This window comes from Vogesella mureinivorans (genome assembly GCF_007644035.1).
GTDB lineage: Bacteria > Pseudomonadota > Gammaproteobacteria > Burkholderiales > Chromobacteriaceae > Vogesella > Vogesella mureinivorans.
In genome coordinates this window covers 78,631-95,148 of record NZ_VMTV02000464.1, presented here as the reverse complement: position 1 = coordinate 95,148, position 16,518 = coordinate 78,631, and the positions used below count along the sequence as shown (strand labels likewise).

The window sequence follows — 16,518 nt, the reverse complement described above, 5'->3', positions numbered from 1 at the left end:
GCTATCGGGTGCCCCCAGGACGACCTGAGTGGATAACGAAAAAGACGGGACGGCCCGTCATGCCAGTGACGCCATCATGCTCAGTAAAATTCTCATCGCAAACCGGGGTGCCATCGCCTGTCGCATCATTCGTACCCTCAAGCAGCTAGGCATTCGCTCTGTTGCCGTGTATGCCGAAGCGGATGCCGGCTCACGCCACGTAGCCCTGGCCGACGAGGCCATCTGCATCGGCACGGCTGCAGCGGCCGACAGCTACCTGCGGGCGGACAAGATTCTAGCCGCGGCCAAAAGTAGTGGCGCCCAGGGCATTCACCCGGGCTACGGCTTTTTGTCCGAAAACCCCGACTTTGCCCAAGCCTGCGAAGAGGCCGGTATCGCCTTTATCGGCCCTACCAAGGAGCAAATGCTGTCTTTCGGCCTGAAGCACACCGCCAGAGCGCTGGCGCAGCAAGCAGGCGTGCCGCTGTTGCCCGGTAGCGGCCTGCTGCAAAACGCCAGCCATGCCCGGGATGAAGCGAAGCGCATCGCTTACCCGGTCATGCTCAAGAGCACGGCGGGTGGCGGCGGCATCGGCATGCGTCTTGTCTGGTCGGAAAGCGAGCTGGACGAAGCCTACGCCGCTGTCGCGCGCCTGGCAGGCGCCAACTTCAAGGAAGCCGGCATTTATCTGGAAAAGTACGTCCAGGCCGCCCGCCATATCGAAGTGCAGGTATTTGGCGATGGCAAGGGGCGCGTTCTGGCGCTGGGGGAACGCGACTGCTCGGTACAGCGCCGCCACCAGAAGGTGATCGAAGAAACGCCTGCACCAGGGCTAAGCGACGCGCAGCGCCAGGCGCTTGCCGATACCGCCATCCGCCTGATGGCCTCCGTGGCCTACCGCTCGGCCGGCACGGTGGAATTTGTCATGGATGCCGATACGGGCAAATTCTACTTTCTGGAGGTCAATACCCGGCTGCAGGTAGAGCACGGCGTCACAGAGGAAGTCACCGGCGTAGACCTGGTAGCGTGGATGGTCAGGCTGGCGGCCGGCGAGCTGACACTGCCCGCTGCTGCCCCGCCAGCGCAGGGCGTCTCCGTTCAGGTTCGCCTCTACGCGGAGGACCCGGCCAAGCAATTCCAGCCCTCCTCCGGCTTGCTGACAGAGGTCAGCTTTCCGGCAGATGTACGAGTGGAAACTGCTGTTTGCACGGGGGTGGAGGTGCCGCCCCACTACGACCCGATGGTGGCCAAGATCATCGCCCACGCGGCCACGCGAGAACAGGCAATTGAAAAACTGTTGGCCGCACTGGCGCAGACCCGTCTGCATGGCATCGAGACCAACCGCGCCTATCTGATGCAGGTACTGGATAGTGATGTGTTCCGCGGCGGCCGCCAGACAACCCGCTATCTCGACAGCTTCCATTACCACCCGGCCACCATCGACGTGCTGGAGGCAGGCGTGCAGACCAGCATTCAGGACTGGCCCGGGCGCATAGGCTATTGGAATGTCGGGGTACCGCCTTCCGGCCCGATGGATGAGCTGGCGATGCGCACGGCCAACCGCCTGGTAGGCAACCCGGAAGGCAGCACCGCGCTGGAGTGCACCATGACCGGGCCTACCTTGCGCTTTAATTGCGATGCGCTCATCGCGCTGACCGGTGCCCGGACTGCGGCCAACCTGGACGGCAAGCCCATTGCCTACTGGCAAGCGCATGCTGTCAAAGCAGGCAGCGTGCTGACCATGGGCGCTGTCGATGATGCTGGGTGCCGCAGCTACCTGGCCGTGAGGGGTGGCTTCGATGTACCTGATTATCTGGGCAGCAAAGCCACCTTTGCCCTGGGTCAGTTCGGCGGCCACGGCGGGCGCTGCCTGCGCCTGGGGGATGTGCTGCACATTACGCCGTGCAATGAAACGCCAGCTGGCGAATCGATAGCCGCACCTGACTATGGGCATCACTGGCAGATTGGTGTTCTCTACGGCCCCCACGGCGCACCGGATTTCTTCACCGCTTCGGACATCGCCACTTTTTTCACGACCGACTGGGAGGTGCATTACAACTCCAGTCGCACCGGGGTACGCCTGATCGGCCCCAAGCCACAGTGGGCCCGAGCTGACGGCGGAGAAGCCGGCCTGCACCCGTCGAATATCCACGATAACGCCTACGCCATCGGCGCTATCGACTACACCGGCGACATGCCCGTCATCCTGGGGCCGGATGGCCCCAGCCTGGGGGGCTTTGTCTGCCCCGCCGTTGTCGTCCAGGCCGAGCTGTGGAAGCTGGGCCAGTTGCGCCCGGGCGATACCCTGCGCTTCATACCGGTCAGCACCACCATGGCGGCGGCGCAACGACGGCAGGTCGACGATGCCATCGCCAGGCTGGCCGCCCCGCTCGCCCCCGCCCTGCCCGCCGGCATTGACGCCGCCATGCTCACCAGCCCGATTCTGGCTGAGTTGGCCGCAGAAGGTGACCGCCCCCAGGTGCGCTACCGGCAGGCAGGCGACGCCTACCTGCTGATTGAATACGGCCCGCTGATACTGGACCTGGCGCTGCGCATGCGGGTCCAGCTGCTGATGGACTGGCTGCACGCCCACCCGCAGCCAGGCGTGCTGGAGCTGACACCGGGCATCCGCTCGCTGCAGGTGCATTTCGATGCCCGCCGCACAAACCGCGCCGACCTGCTGGCCGCGTTACAGCTGGCCGAAAGCGCGCTGCCCGATATCGATGATATGGCCGTGCCCAGCCGCACCGTCTTGCTGCCCCTGTGCTGGGATGACACGGAGACCCGGCGGGCTATCGATAAATACATGCAATCTGTCCGAAAAGACGCGCCGTGGTGCCCGTCGAATATCGAATTCATCCGGCGCATCAATGGTCTGGATGCAATCGATGAGGTGTTCAGTATTGTGTTTGATGCAAGCTATCTGGTGCTCGGCCTGGGGGACGTCTACCTGGGTGCCCCGGTCGCCACCCCGCTGGACCCTCGTCACCGGCTGGTTACCACGAAATACAACCCGGCCAGAACCTGGACACCGGAAAACGCCGTGGGCATCGGCGGTGCCTATATGTGCATCTACGGCATGGAAGGCCCGGGGGGCTACCAGTTCGTGGGCCGCACCGTACAGATGTGGAACCGCTGGCAGCAAACCGCCCAGTTCGAGAAACCCTGGTTACTGCGTTTCTTCGATCAGGTGCGCTTCATCCCGGTCAGCGAAGAGGCGCTATGGCGTTTCAGGCAGGACTTTCTCAGCGGCCGCGCCAGCCTCACCATCGAGGAAGGCAGCTTCCGGCTGGCCGATTACCGGCACTTTCTCTCGCAAAACACCGTCAGCATTGACGCCTTCCGGTCCAGACAGCGCGCGGCCTTTGTCGCGGAGCGGGAACGCTGGGAAACCACAGAACAAGCAGGCTGCGAGCACGAAGCCGACATGGCAGAGATCAACAGTACGCCAGACCTGCCCGAAGGAGCCCGCCTGATAGCCAGCCATGTGCCGGGGAATATCTGGAAAATCCTGGTTGAGCCTGGCCAGACAGTGCGGCCGGGCACGCCACTGGTCATTGTCGAATCCATGAAAATGGAATTCACCATCGCCGCCACAGCGGAGGGCGTAGTGGCGCAGCTGCTCTGCAGCGAGGGTAGCGCCGTCCCTGCCGGCCAGGCGCTGCTGGTTCTGCAAACCGTTTGAGGAGATACGCATGACACCCCACAGCCTCGACCTGCAATCCCTGGCTACCGCTTATCGCCAAGGGCTCAAACCGAGTGATCTGTTTGCCACCCTGCTAGACCGGGCAAGCCGGGACAAGCACAACACCTGGATCAGCCTGTTGCCTGCAGAAAAAGTGCTGGCCATGGCACGCAGCCTGGATGGGCGTAACGCAACAGACCTCCCCCTTTATGGCGTTCCCTTTGCTATCAAGGACAATATCGACCTGGCCGGGCACCCCACCACCGCCGCCTGTCCGGATTTTTGCTACCTACCGGAATCCAGCGCGACCATCGTGGCAAAGCTTATAGCCGCCGGTGCCATTCCGCTGGGCAAAACCAATATGGATCAGTTTGCTACCGGTCTGAATGGTACGCGCTCACCCTACGGTGCCTGCCGAAACGCCTTTCATCCGGCCAGCATTTCTGGTGGCTCCAGCGCCGGCTCGGCGGTAGCCGTTGCCTGCGGGCAAGTCAGTTTTTCCCTGGGGACCGATACGGCAGGTTCCGGCCGGGTACCCGCAGCGTTCAACAACCTGGTAGGGCTGAAACCAAGCGGTGGCCTGCTGTCTACCAAAGGTATCGTCCCTGCCTGCCGCTCGCTGGATGCCGTGTCCATTTTCGCGCTCACCGCCGCCGATGCGCAGCAGGTGTTTGCCGTGGCACAAGGCTACGATGAAGACGACCCCTATAGTCGCCCCGCCCAGCCACACGGGCGCCGCTTCCAGGCGGGGGACCGCTTCCGGTTTGGTGTGCCTGAGCCGGCACAGCTTGCCTTCTTTGGCGATAGCACCAACCCGGCTCTGTTTGCGGCCGCCGTAGCGCGCATGGAAGCGCTGGGTGGAACCTGTGTACCAGTAGACTTTGCCCCTTTCCTGGCAGTGGCACGGCTACTGTATGACGGCCCCTGGGTCGCCGAGCGCTACCACGCTATCCGGTCATTTATCGACAAACAGCCGGAATCCGTGTTTCCCGTTACACGGGCAATCACCTTGGCCGCCAGCAAGGCCAGCGCCGTTGATGCCTTCGATGCTTTTTATGCGCTGAAAAACCTGCAACGGCAATGCGCAGGTGTCTGGGAAGACCTAAGCCTGATGCTGACACCGACTGCAGGGTTCCACCCAAGCATCGCTGCCATCGAGGCAGACCCGATAGGCCTGAACACACACCTGGGTTACTACACCAATTTCATGAACCTGCTGGGTTACTCGGCCGTGGCACTGCCCGCCGCCTTCCGGCCAGACGGGCTACCGTTCGGGGTCTCCATCTTCGCCCAGGCAGACCAGGACATACCGCTACTTGAGCTGGGCGCTCGCTGGCAAGCCTCCACCAATCTGCCATTGGGGGCGAGCGGGCAGCCTCTTCCCCCTGCGGCCAACCTCAGCAGCCCGATAGCGGATGGGCAGATTCGGCTTGCCGTCTGCGGCGCGCACCTCTCTGGCTTACCACTGAACTGGCAATTGGTGGATCGCGGTGCACGGCTGATTGCCACCGTACGCTCCGCCGCCGAATACCAGCTCTATGCCTTGCCAGGTGGCCCGCCGCTGCGGCCGGGCATGGTACGGGTAGACAAAGAAGGGGTAGCAATAGACATGGAGGTATGGGAGATGCCAGGCACTGCATTTGGCAGCTTCGTCGCCGCCATCCCCTCACCGCTTGGCATTGGCAAGATACGGCTAGCAGACGGCAGCGAAGTATGTGGCTTCCTATGCGAAACCGCAGGGGTGGCTGGTGCGCAAAACATTAGCCGCTTTGGCGGGTGGCGGGCCTGGCTCAGTAGCCGCTAAGCCCGCAGCCCACAAGCGCTAGCATGCACGGGCTAGCGAGCCAGCCCCAAACACCAAGAGGCCGCCCTGCCCCAGGGTGCCGGAAGGCGCTAGCCCAGGGCAGAGGCACGCCGCGCGCCGCGCGCCCACTCACAGCAGATAGCGGTCCAATCCCTGGCCCATACCGCGCTCAACAGTATTAGGCCGGCAACACACCCATGCCCTGTAGCAAGGGCAGCTCGGCCTGCAGAAAATGCTGTGCCAAACCCTGCAGATGGGCAAGCTGGGCGGCTTCGCTTTCCATCATCTTGCCTTCGTGCACCACGCGCTCGCGGTTACGCTGCAGCAGCGCGTGTACATATTGCGCCAGGCTATCCGCCGTGCGCTCGCCCGCCAGATATTGCTGGATAAACAGCTGGCTAAAGCGCGATAGCGGCACGCCGCCGCCGGCTTGCGGGCTGGCCAGTGCGGCAATACGCGCACTATGCTGCGCCAGCTGCACAATACGCTGGTTCAGCCGCGCAGCGGCCTGGCCATCGGCAGCCGGCTGCTCGGGCAGTGGCAGCAGCATGCGCGCGCCCACCAGTACGCGTATTACCTCTACCAGCTGGCTGCGCTGCAAGGCGGTGCCTAGCAGCTGCCGGGCCAGCTCGCCCAGCGTGCGCGGCTGGCCATCGGCCAGCGCGTCCAGCACCGGCTCATACAACGCGGGGGTCAGGTTGATGGTGCCTCGCGGCAAGGCCAGCTTCATTTTTACCTGCTCACGCGGCACCGCCAGTGCCACACGCAGGTGCGCCCACTGCGCCTCCTGCTCCGCCGGGGCCGGTTTGCGGGCACCTTTTATCCAGTAATCGCGGCGAAACTGCTGGTTTTGAATGTAGTCGCGCACGGTTTCGCGAAACAGCGGGTCGCTGATACCGTCCAGCAGCGCCTGCTGCTCCGGCGTAAAGTGCAGCACCGATACCTGGTCCAGCGTGCTGGCCTGGCAGGCATAGGACAGCTTGGCCGGGGCGAGCGCGGCGGCCATGTCGGCAAAGTACATGGGCTCCCAGTCACGGTTGAAGTATTCATGCGCCAGATAGTGCGGGTCTTGCTTGGCAATGGTGCCCAGCCTTTCTTTTACCCGGCTATCGGACAGCGCGCGCGGCTCTGCGGCCAACAACTGCTGGCTGAAATCCAGCGCGGCTTTGACCTGCGCTTCGATACCGGCACCGGGCGCGCTCATACGCTCGGCGTGGCTGGCAAACAGTTTGCGCAGCGGGGTAAACGCTGCCCAGCCCGGCAAGGTGTTGTAGCTGATATACAGCACACCGCCCACGCGCAGCTTGCGGCGCACAAAGTCGACGATCAGAGCGCGGTTGTCGGCCGAAATCCAGCTCCAGATACCGTGCAGGCCGATAAAGTCGAACGCTGGCAGGTCGTCGCGGGTGCAAAACTCGGCAAAAGACTCGTCACTGAGCACGGCACCGCTGCCACTGGCGGCGGCCAGCTCCTGCGCAAAGGCGGCGTGCTGCGGGTTGAAATCGTTGGCGTACCACTGCAGGCTGCCGCTGGCGGCGTGCAGGTTGACGCTCATGCCCTGGCCAAAACCCAGCTCGCAGGCGGTATGCCAGGCCGGCAGTGCATAGCCGGCATCCTGCAGCACAAAGCGCGCGTAGTAGGGGTTCAGCTCGCTGTAATAACCGTAGGTGTAATCCACATCCGTGACATAACCGGCAGACCAGGACATAAGGCGCTCCCCTTTGCAGTAATCCGTATCCGGACAAATTAAACCCACCATAGCGCATGGCCCCACTATGCCGCAGCATTCAGCCGCGATATTCACCGACCTGTATAAGACTTGTAGGCAGTAGCGCGACAACTTTCAGGGCACGGCATGACCACTTAAGCCGTCGCTATAAAAATAATTTAGCTATCGTATTTTTATTATCAATTTAACTTTTAAATAAAAATAACGCATGATGGCTTTAACCCATCACACAGCAGGAGCCACCACATGAAACGCCTCTTCCAGCACCGCATCCACCTGGACGAAATATGGGCCAACCTGGTGTGGATGCAGTAAACCCGCCAGCCGCCCCCGTTCTACCTGCATGCATGCAAAAATTTTGCATGCAGGGGCTTGCCAAAGCGGGCGGGCTTGTCTAATATTCGCGTCCTACGCCGGTGTAGCTCAGTTGGTAGAGCAGCTGACTTGTAATCAGAAGGTCGAGGGTTCGACTCCTTTCTCCGGCACCAAGCATTTAGGCCCCTGTCGCAAGACAGGGGCCTTTTGCCTTTTCGGCTACCGCACAGCCAGCGCACGCGCTGTCAGCTGTCACATTGTCATGGTAATGTCGCGCAAATCCTTTTTGCCCGCACACCATGAACAAACGCACCGCCCGCCCCGCCGGCACGCCGCTATGGCTGCAGATCGAAGCCACCCTTAGCCAGGAAATCCTGGCCCGCACCCTCAGCGGCCGCCTGCCCAATGAAACCGCCCTGGCCGAACGCTTTGCCGTGAACCGCCACACCGTACGCCAGGCCATCCAGCACCTGCAAGACAAAGGCCTGGTGCGCATAGAGCGCGGCCGCGGCACCTTTGTACAAGAAGAAATCATTGCCTACCGCCTGGGCAAAAGCAGCCGCTTTTCCCACAGCCTTAGCGACCAGCACCTGGTCAGCGACGTAGACATCCAGTCCTGCCATTTCGAGCCCGCCAGCGACGCCGTCGCGCGGATGCTGGCCGTGCCCACTGGTAGCCAGGTGCTGCGGGTAGAGGCGCTGGACCTGGCCGATGGCAAGCCGGTCAGCGTCTGTACCCAGTACTTTCCCCTGCCGCGTTTCGATGGCTTTATCGAGCACTACCGCCAGAGCCGCAGCACCAGCGAAGCCTTTGCCCGCCTGGGCATCGCCAGCTTTCGCCGCAGCCTGAGCCGCATCAGCGCCCGCCTGCCGCGCCCCGAGGTAGCCGCCGCGCTGGGCCAGGGCAAGCAGCAGCCGGTGCTGTACGTGGAAAGCGTGTACACCGACAACACCGGCACCCCTATCGAATACGGCATCACCCGTTTTGGCGGTGACAGCGTGCAGGTAGAAATCACCCCCGACAGCCTGTAAATCCAGACAGCCAGCTGCTGCGCCAGCGCCACATGGTGTGGCGTAGGGCACACAAATTCATCTAGACATCTAGATGTAAATAGCCTGTAACGTTGGCCGCGTACAGTGCGCCCTGTCTCCCAACCCGACACAAGGCGCACGACATGCTCACCCCTCGCACCCTGCTGGCCGCCGTGCTGGCCACCACCAGCCTGGCCGCCCTGGCCGACACCACCCTTACCGTGTACACCGCACTGGAAGCCGACCAGCTGAAGGCCTACCAGCAAAAGTTCGAGCAGGAATACCCGGACGTGAAGCTGCGCTGGGTGCGCGACTCCACCGGCATCATTACCGCCAAGCTGCTGGCCGAAAAAGCCAACCCGCAGGCCGACGTGGTGATGGGCGTGGCAGCGTCTTCGCTGCTGGTGCTGGAAAAAGAAGGCATGCTGCAGCCCTACGCCCCCAAGAACGTGGCCAGACTCAGCAAAGCCTACGTAGACGACAGCAACCCGCCAGCCTGGGTAGGCATGGATGTCTGGGGCGCCGCCATCTGCTTTAACACCGTCGAGGCCGCCAAGCAGGGCCTGAAAAAACCGGAAAGCTGGAAAGACCTGCTGAAGCCGGAATACAAAGGCAAGATCGTGATGCCGAACCCGGCCTCCAGCGGCACCGGTTATTTTGACGTTACCGCCTGGCTCACGCTGTTTGGCGAAAAAGAAGGCTGGTCCTATATGGACAAGCTGCACCAGAACATTGCGCAGTACACCCACTCCGGCTCCAAGCCGTGCAAACAGGCCGCCGCCGGCGAGTTCCCTATCGGTATTGCCTTTGAATACCGCGCCGCCAAGCTGAAAGACGGTGGGGCGCCAATTGACGTGGTGTTCCCCAAAGAAGGCCTGGGCTGGGATGTAGAAGCCACCGCCATCCTGAAAGGCACGCGCAACCTGGCCGCTGCCCGCAGCCTGGCCGACTGGTCTGCCTCGCAGTCGGCTAACGAGCTGTACGAGAAGAACTTCGCCATCGTGGCCATGCCCGGCATTGCCAAGCCCAACCCGCACATCCCTGCCGACTACGAAAAACGCCTGGTGAAGCAAGACCTGCGCTGGTCTGCGGCCAACCGTGACCGCATCCTGGCCGAGTGGACCCGCCGCTACGACAACAAATCCGAGCCGAAATAAGCCACCCCACGCGGCGGGCCCGCCCCGCCGCCGGAGCACCCCATGCCCAGCACCCCGCTTACCCGCCTGGACGATATCGCCAGCCTGCTGGCCGGCAGTGGCACGCGCCTGTACGGCGGCGAAGCCATCAGCCAGCTGCAGCACGCCCTGCAAAGCGCCCACGCGGCCGAACAAGCGGGGGCCAGCCCGGCGCTGATTACCGCCGCCCTGCTGCACGACCTGGGCCACCTGGTGTGCGAACAGGGCGACGAGGACGTCACAAACGGCATTAACGACCACCACGAAGCGGTGGCCGTACACAGCCTGCAACACCTGTTTGCGGACGAGGTATTGCAGCCCATTGCCCTGCACGTGGCCGCCAAACGCTATTTGTGCGCCGTGCAGCCCGGCTACCACGCCGCGCTATCGCCGGCCTCGCAAGCCTCGCTGCTACTGCAAGGCGGCGTGATGAGCGCCGCCGCCTGCCAGCGCTTTGCCGCCCGCCCGTGGGCAGCCGACGCGGTGTTATTGCGCCACTGCGACGACCTGGCCAAAGACCCTGCCGCCAGCCCGCCGCCGCTGGCGCACTACCTGGCTATTGCGGCCAACGTTTTGAAAGCCACACCATGAAGCTCGACCCCACCACCCTGCTGCACAAAGCGCCGCCAGCCGACGGCGCCGCCACCCGCCCCTACCTGACCCTGGCCGGCATCAGCAAACGCTTTGGCCAGCAACAGGTACTGAGCCAGCTGGACCTCACCATCGGCAAGGGCGAGTTCGTCTGCCTGCTGGGCCCGTCCGGCTGCGGCAAGACCACGCTGCTGCGCCAGATCGCCGGGCTGGATGTACCCGATAGCGGCCAGATCGTCATGGATGGCCGCGACATCACCCTGCTGCCACCGGCGCAGCGCGACTACGGCATTGTGTTCCAGAGCTACGCGCTGTTTCCCAACCTGACCGTGGCCGACAACATCGCCTACGGCCTGGGCGGTGCCCGCCGTGACAAACAGCGCCGCGTCGCCGAGCTGCTGGCGCTGATCGGCCTGGACGAGATCGCCGGCAAATACCCGGCGCAGCTGTCCGGCGGCCAGCAGCAGCGCGTGGCACTGGCGCGCGCGCTGGCCACCTCGCCCAGCCTGCTGTTGCTGGACGAGCCGCTGTCGGCGCTGGACGCCCGCGTGCGCGAACACCTGCGCCGCGAGATCCGCAGCCTGCAGCAAAAGCTGGGCATTACCACCATCATGGTCACGCATGACCAGGAAGAGGCGCTCACCATGGCCGACCGCGTGGTGGTGATGAACGGCGGGCGCATCGAGCAGTGCGCCACGCCGTTTACGCTGTACCGCGAGCCGGCCACGCGCTTTGTGGCCAGCTTTGTCGGCCAGGGCAACTGGTTGGCCGCACGCAGCCGCAGCGCGCTGCACGCCACGCTGGGCGATGTGTCGCTGCTGCTGCCCGCACCGCACGGCACCCCGCCCGGCAGTGCACTTACCCTGTTTGTCCGCCCGGAAGACCTGGTGCTGCACCCGCGCTGGCCGGCCACGCCCGACGCGGTACTGGCCGATATCACCAAGCTGGAGCTGCTGGGCCCCATCTACCGTGTGAGCCTGCACGTACCGGCCTGGGGTGCGGCCAACGTGGTGGCCGACATCACCCACGCCCAGCTGGCGCAGCTGGATATCAGCCTGCAACAGCGCGTACCGGTGTCGCTGAACGCCGCACGGCTGCGCGTGTTTGCCGGCGAGGAGAAGCAGCATGACTAGCCTGAGCACCCCGCGCCGCCTGGCCGCCAGCCGCGACGAAACCCAGGCCGGCGCGCTGCTGTGGCTGCTGCTGGCCCTGCTGGTGCTGGCCGTGCTGCTACCGCTAGCCGCCATCCTGGGCCAGGCCATGCTGGCCGCTGACGGCAGCTTTGCCGGCCTGGCACCGCTGCGCGACACGCTGGCGCAGCCGGGGCTGGCACGCGCGGCGGGCGGCAGCCTGCAGGTGGCGCTGGCCACCACCGCCCTGGTGCTGCCGCTGGCCTACGGCTACGCCGCTGCGCTCACCCGTGTGGCCCTGCCGGGGCGCGGGCTGTTCCGCCTGCTGGCCCTGCTGCCGCTGCTGGCGCCATCGCTGCTGCCGGGTATTTCTCTGGTGTACCTGTTTGGCCACCAGGGCCTGCTGAAAAGCTGGTTTGCCGACGGCAGCATCTACGGCTTTGCCGGTATCGTGCTGGGCGAGGCGTTTTACACCTTTCCACACGCGCTGATGATTCTGCTCACCGCGCTGGCGGTGGGCGACGCCAGGCTGTACGAAGCAGCGCGCACGCTGGGCGCCGGCCCGCTGCGCCGCTTTGCCACCATTACCCTGCCCGCCACGCGCTACGGCCTGGTGTCGGCCGCCATGGTGGTGTTCACCCTGGTGGTCACCGACTTTGGCGTGGCCAAGGTGATCGGCGGCCAGTACCCGGTGCTGGCGGTAGAGGCGTACAAGCAGGTGATCGGCCAGCAGAACTTCCCGCGCGGCGCGGTGATCGGCCTGCTGTTGCTGCTGCCGGCACTGCTGTCGTTTGCGGTAGACCGCTGGCTGCAACGGCGCCAGGGCACCCAGGTGTCAGCGCGCGCACAGCCGCTGCAGCCGCTGCGCCAGCCACTGGTGCGCCTGCTGGCGCTGCTGTACTGCAGTGCGGTGGGTGGCGCGCTGCTGGTGCTGCTGGGCACCGCCATCGCGGCGGCCTTCATACAACAGTGGCCTTACCAGCTGGGCTTTACGCTGCAGCATTTCGACTTTGACCTGGTAGACGGCGGCGGCTGGCTGGCGTTTGCCAACAGCCTGAAGCTGGCGCTGTATACCGCGCTGGCCGGCACAGTACTGGTGTTTCTGGGCGCCTGGGGCAGCAGCAAGCTGCGCACCGCCGGCACGGCGGGGCAGCTGCTGCACGCGCTGGCCATGCTGCCCATGGCGGTGCCGGGGCTGGTGCTGGGCCTGGGCTATATCTTTTTCTTCAACCATGCGGCCAACCCGCTGCACGGCCTGTACGGCACGCTGGCGATACTGGTGCTGTGCTCGGTGGCGCACTTTTACACCACCGCCCACATGACGGCGCGCACGGCGCTGGCGCAGCTGGATGGCGATTTCGAGCCGGTGGCCGCCTCGCTGAAAGTACCGCTGTGGCGCACGCTGTGGCGCGTCACCCTGCCCACCTGCCTGCCGGCGGTGCTGGATATTGCCCGCTACTTTTTTGTGTCGGCCATGACCACCGTGTCCGCGGTGATCTTTCTGTACACGCCAGACACCGTGCTGGCAGCCGTAGCGGTGCTGAACATGGACGACGCTGGCGATACCGCCGCCGCCGCGGCCATGGCCACCCTGATCGTGGCCAGCAGCGGCGCCGCCTGCCTGCTGTTTGCCCTGCTGTCGCACTGGCTGCTGGCGCGTAGCCAGCGCTGGCGCCACCCGCTGTAAACCCTGCCTTACCGGGCTGCGGCCCGGTTTTTCTGACCCCGCAAAGACATCTAGATAAGCAAGGAAACACCATGCGCGAACCGATACTGCTGACCCCCGGCCCGCTCACCACCAGCCTGGCCACCAAAACCGCCATGCTTACCGACTGGGGCTCGTGGGATAGCCGCTTCAACCAGCTGACCGCCAGCGTCTGCCACGACCTGCTGGCCATTGCCGGCGGCCAGGGCAGCCACGTGTGCGTACCCCTGCAAGGCTCCGGCACCTTTGCCGTCGAAGCCGCCGTGGCCAACCTGGTACCACGCAGCGGCAAGCTGCTGGTGCTGGCCGGTGGCGCCTACGGCCGCCGCATGGCCGACATTGCCCGCTATCTGGGGCGCGAACACAGCCTGTACACCACCGCCGACGACACCCCGCCGGACGCCGCCACCCTGGCCATGCTGCTGCAAGACGACCCGGCCATTACCCATGTAGGCCTGGTGCACTGCGAAACCAGCACCGGCATGCTGAACCCGCTGGCCGAGCTGGCCGCCGTGGTGCACGCCGCCGGCCGCCGCCTGATTGTGGACGCCATGTCCAGCTTTGGCGCGCTGCCCATCGACGTGGCCGCGCTGCACATCGACGCACTGGTGGCCAGCAGCAACAAATGCCTGGAAGGCGTGCCCGGCATGGGCTTTGTCATCGTCAACCAGGCCAGCCTGGCCACCAGCCGCGGCAACAGCCACTCGCTGTCGCTCGACCTGGCCGCGCAGCACGACTACCTGCAAGCCACCGGCCAGTGGCGCTTTACCCCGCCCACGCACGTGGTTGCCGCGCTGCGCGCTGCGCTGGACCAATACCTGGCCGAAGGTGGCCAGCCGGCACGCCTGGCGCGCTATGCGGCCAACGCGGCGCAGCTGCAGCACACCCTGGGCGAGGCCGGGCTGGCGCTGTTTCTGCCGCCCGCGCTGCAGGCCCCCATCATCCTGACCTTCCACGCGCCGGCGCACCCGGACTACCGCTTTGCTACCTTGTACCAAGCGGTGCGCGAACAGGGCTTTGTGCTCTACCCCGGCAAGCTCACCCACCAGGAAACCTTCCGCGTGGGCTGCATCGGCGCCATCGACCAGGCCGAAATCGGCCAGGCCTGCCACGTCATCATTTCCACCCTGCGCCAGCTCGGCTGGCTTGCCTGAGGAACACACCATGCACACCTACCAACACCTTGAAGCCGTGATTTTCGACTGGGCCGGCACCGTCGTGGATTTCGGCTCCTTTGCCCCCACCCAGGTATTGATCGACGTATTCGCGCGCATCGGCGTACCGGTCAGCATGGCCGAAGCCCGCGTACCCATGGGCCTGGCCAAGTGGGACCACATCCAGGCGCTGGGCCGCCTGCCGGGCGTGGCCGCACGCTGGCAGGCACGCTTTGGCCGCGCCATGCAGGACAGCGACGTGGACGCGCTATACGCAGAATTCATGCCGCTGCAGGTGGCACGCGTGGGCGAGTACTCCGCCCCCATCCCCGGCGCCATTGCCACAGTAGACAGCCTGCGCGCACGCGGCCTGAAAATAGGCAGCTGCTCCGGCTACCCGCGCGTGGTGATGGACCAGCTGCTGCCGCTGGCCGCCGCCGCCGGCTACGCGCCCGACCACACCGTGGCTACCGACGACCTGCCCGCCGGCGGCCGCCCCGGCCCGTGGATGGCGCTGGACAATGTGCTGGCGCTGGGCGTGGGCGATGTGCGCCACTGCGTGAAGGTAGACGACACCGTGCCGGGCATTGCCGAAGGCCTGCGTGCCGGCATGTGGACAGTCGGCCTGGCCGCCAGCGGCAACGCCGTGGGGCTAACCGCCGATGAATGGGCGGCGCTGAGCCCGGCGCAGCAGGCCGAGTACCGCGCCCCGGCTGAGGCGCAGCTGCGCGCTGCCGGCGCGCACTACGTGGTGGACACCCTCATCGAGCTGCCTGCGGTGCTGGACGCCATCGAGGCACGCCTGGCCAATGGGGAACGCCCGTGAGCCAGCAAGCCTTCTGGCTACAACAGGCGCTAACCGCCGAGGGCCAGCCGCAGCCAGTACCGCTGCAGGGCGAGCTGCTGGCCGACGTGTGCATTGTGGGCGGTGGTTTTACCGGGCTGTGGACCGCCATCATGACGCAGCAGGCGCAGCCGCACTGGCGCATCGTGGTGCTGGAAAAAGACCTGTGCGGCAGCGGCGCGTCGGGGCGCAACGGTGGCTGCATGCTGACCTGGAGCACCAAATACCTGTCACTGTGCCAGCTGTACGGCGCCGAGGAGGCCGGCCGCCTGGTGGCCGCCTCGGAACAAGCCGTGTTCGACATCGACCGCTTCTGCCGCCAGCACGGCATCGATGCCGGCATACGGCTAGGCGGCGCCGTGTACGCTGCCAGCAGCGCCGCCCAGGCAGGCGCGCTGGATGGCGTACTGGCGGCACTGGACAAGGTTGGCCGCAACCGCTGGCAGCCGCTAGGCGCCGCCGCCACCGTGGCGCAGGGTGGCAGCGCGCAGCTGCAGCACGGGGTGTACAGCCCGGCAGCGGGCAGCCTGCAGCCGGCGCTGCTGGTACGCGGCCTGCTGCGCGTGGCGCGCGCCATGGGCATCAGCGTGTACGAACACAGCGCCATGACCACCCTGCAAGAAGGCGAGAAGGTGCGGGTGCATACCGCGCAGGGCTGCGTACAGGCATGGCAGGCGGTGATGGCGCTAAACGCCGCCATGCCGCGCCGCTTTGGCCAGCTAGCCGACAGCGTGGTGCTGGTATCGTCCGACATGGTGGTTACCGAGCCTGCGCCCGAGATCATCCGGCAGCTGGGGCTGGACCGTGGCCAGGCGGTGTGCGACCTGCGCACCTTTGTGCACTACTGGCGCAGCACGCCGGACGGGCGGCTGATGCTGGGCAAAGGCGGCAACCGCATTGCCTGGGGCAACCGCCTGCACGCCTACTTTGACCAGCCCAGCGCCTACCGCGGCCAACTGCAGGCGGCCATCGCGCGGTTTTTTCCGGCGCTGGCCGAGGTGCCGCTGGCGCAAAGCTGGACCGGCGCGTCCGACCGCTCGGCCACCGGCCTGCCGTTCTTTGGCGTGCTGCCCGGCTACCGGCGCGTGTTTTACGGTATGGGGTATTCCGGCAATGGCGTGGTGCAGTGCCACCTGGGCGGGCAGCTACTGAGCAGCCTGCTGCTAGGGCAGGACAACGCCTGGACGCGCAGCCCGCTGGCACAGGGGCCGCTGGCGCAGTTTCCGCCCGAGCCGCTACGCTGGCCCGGTGCCATGCTGGTGCGCCAGGCCATACGCAGCGTAGAGGCCGCACAGGACGCCGGGCGGCACCCGGCCATGCTGGCCACGCGGCTGGCGGCGCTGGCCAGCATGGCCGGCAAGGCCGACCGCTAACAA

11 protein-coding genes and 1 tRNA gene are annotated in these 16,518 nt (G+C 65.3%); 11 read left to right on the top strand and 1 reads right to left on the bottom strand.

Annotated elements, in window-relative coordinates:
* Positions 1 to 76: 76 nt before the first annotated feature.
* Both uca and atzF read left to right on the top strand, forming a co-directional pair.
* Positions 77 to 3,664, top strand: coding sequence for an urea carboxylase (gene uca / locus FLQ44_RS12060; protein WP_147694564.1), 3,588 nt, complete (start codon positions 77 to 79; stop codon positions 3,662 to 3,664).
* A gap of 10 nt (positions 3,665 to 3,674) precedes the next feature.
* Positions 3,675 to 5,468 (top strand): allophanate hydrolase, encoded by a 1,794-nt coding sequence (atzF, locus tag FLQ44_RS12055; RefSeq protein ID WP_147694563.1) that lies wholly within the window; start codon positions 3,675 to 3,677, stop codon positions 5,466 to 5,468.
* Positions 5,469 to 5,646: 178 nt separating this feature from the next.
* Here the strand turns inward: atzF and FLQ44_RS12050 are convergent, their stop codons facing one another.
* Positions 5,647 to 7,176 carry a methyltransferase regulatory domain-containing protein gene (locus tag FLQ44_RS12050; protein WP_170252955.1) on the bottom strand — a complete coding sequence of 510 codons (1,530 nt, stop codon included), beginning with the start codon at positions 7,174 to 7,176 and terminating at the stop codon, positions 5,647 to 5,649.
* 433 nt (positions 7,177 to 7,609) lie between these two features.
* Between FLQ44_RS12050 and FLQ44_RS12045 the strand changes: the two genes are divergently transcribed.
* The 9 genes from FLQ44_RS12045 to FLQ44_RS12005 all read left to right on the top strand — a co-directional run bounded on the left by FLQ44_RS12045 (position 7,610) and on the right by FLQ44_RS12005 (position 16,515).
* A tRNA-Thr gene (locus FLQ44_RS12045) sits at positions 7,610 to 7,685 on the top strand.
* Positions 7,686 to 7,811: 126 nt separating this feature from the next.
* Entirely contained in the window at positions 7,812 to 8,543 is a 732-nt protein-coding gene (phnF, locus tag FLQ44_RS12040; protein WP_147694561.1) for a phosphonate metabolism transcriptional regulator PhnF, read from the top strand.
* 143 nt (positions 8,544 to 8,686) lie between these two features.
* On the top strand, positions 8,687 to 9,700 hold the full coding sequence (locus FLQ44_RS12035) for a putative 2-aminoethylphosphonate ABC transporter substrate-binding protein (RefSeq protein ID WP_147694560.1): 1,014 nt from the start codon (positions 8,687 to 8,689) through the stop codon (positions 9,698 to 9,700).
* 42 nt (positions 9,701 to 9,742) lie between these two features.
* Positions 9,743 to 10,309: a phosphonate degradation HD-domain oxygenase gene (locus FLQ44_RS12030; RefSeq protein ID WP_147694559.1), complete on the top strand. Its 567-nt coding sequence runs from the start codon at positions 9,743 to 9,745 to the stop codon at positions 10,307 to 10,309.
* Entirely contained in the window at positions 10,306 to 11,442 is a 1,137-nt protein-coding gene (locus tag FLQ44_RS12025) for a putative 2-aminoethylphosphonate ABC transporter ATP-binding protein (RefSeq protein WP_147694558.1), read from the top strand. The genes FLQ44_RS12030 and FLQ44_RS12025 overlap by 4 nt, the downstream gene beginning before the upstream one ends.
* On the top strand, positions 11,435 to 13,126 hold the full coding sequence (locus FLQ44_RS12020; protein ID WP_147694557.1) for a putative 2-aminoethylphosphonate ABC transporter permease subunit: 1,692 nt from the start codon (positions 11,435 to 11,437) through the stop codon (positions 13,124 to 13,126). The genes FLQ44_RS12025 and FLQ44_RS12020 overlap by 8 nt, the downstream gene beginning before the upstream one ends.
* A gap of 71 nt (positions 13,127 to 13,197) precedes the next feature.
* Complete coding sequence (locus FLQ44_RS12015; RefSeq protein WP_147694556.1) at positions 13,198 to 14,298, top strand: 2-aminoethylphosphonate--pyruvate transaminase; 1,101 nt, start codon at positions 13,198 to 13,200, stop codon at positions 14,296 to 14,298.
* A 10-nt stretch (positions 14,299 to 14,308) separates the two neighbouring features.
* Positions 14,309 to 15,124, top strand: a complete 816-nt coding sequence (gene phnX, locus FLQ44_RS12010; protein ID WP_147694555.1) for a phosphonoacetaldehyde hydrolase — start codon at positions 14,309 to 14,311, stop codon at positions 15,122 to 15,124.
* Positions 15,121 to 16,515 carry an FAD-dependent oxidoreductase gene (locus FLQ44_RS12005; protein ID WP_147694554.1) on the top strand — a complete coding sequence of 465 codons (1,395 nt, stop codon included), beginning with the start codon at positions 15,121 to 15,123 and terminating at the stop codon, positions 16,513 to 16,515. The genes phnX and FLQ44_RS12005 overlap by 4 nt, the downstream gene beginning before the upstream one ends.
* The last annotated feature ends 3 nt before the right edge of the window (positions 16,516 to 16,518 follow it).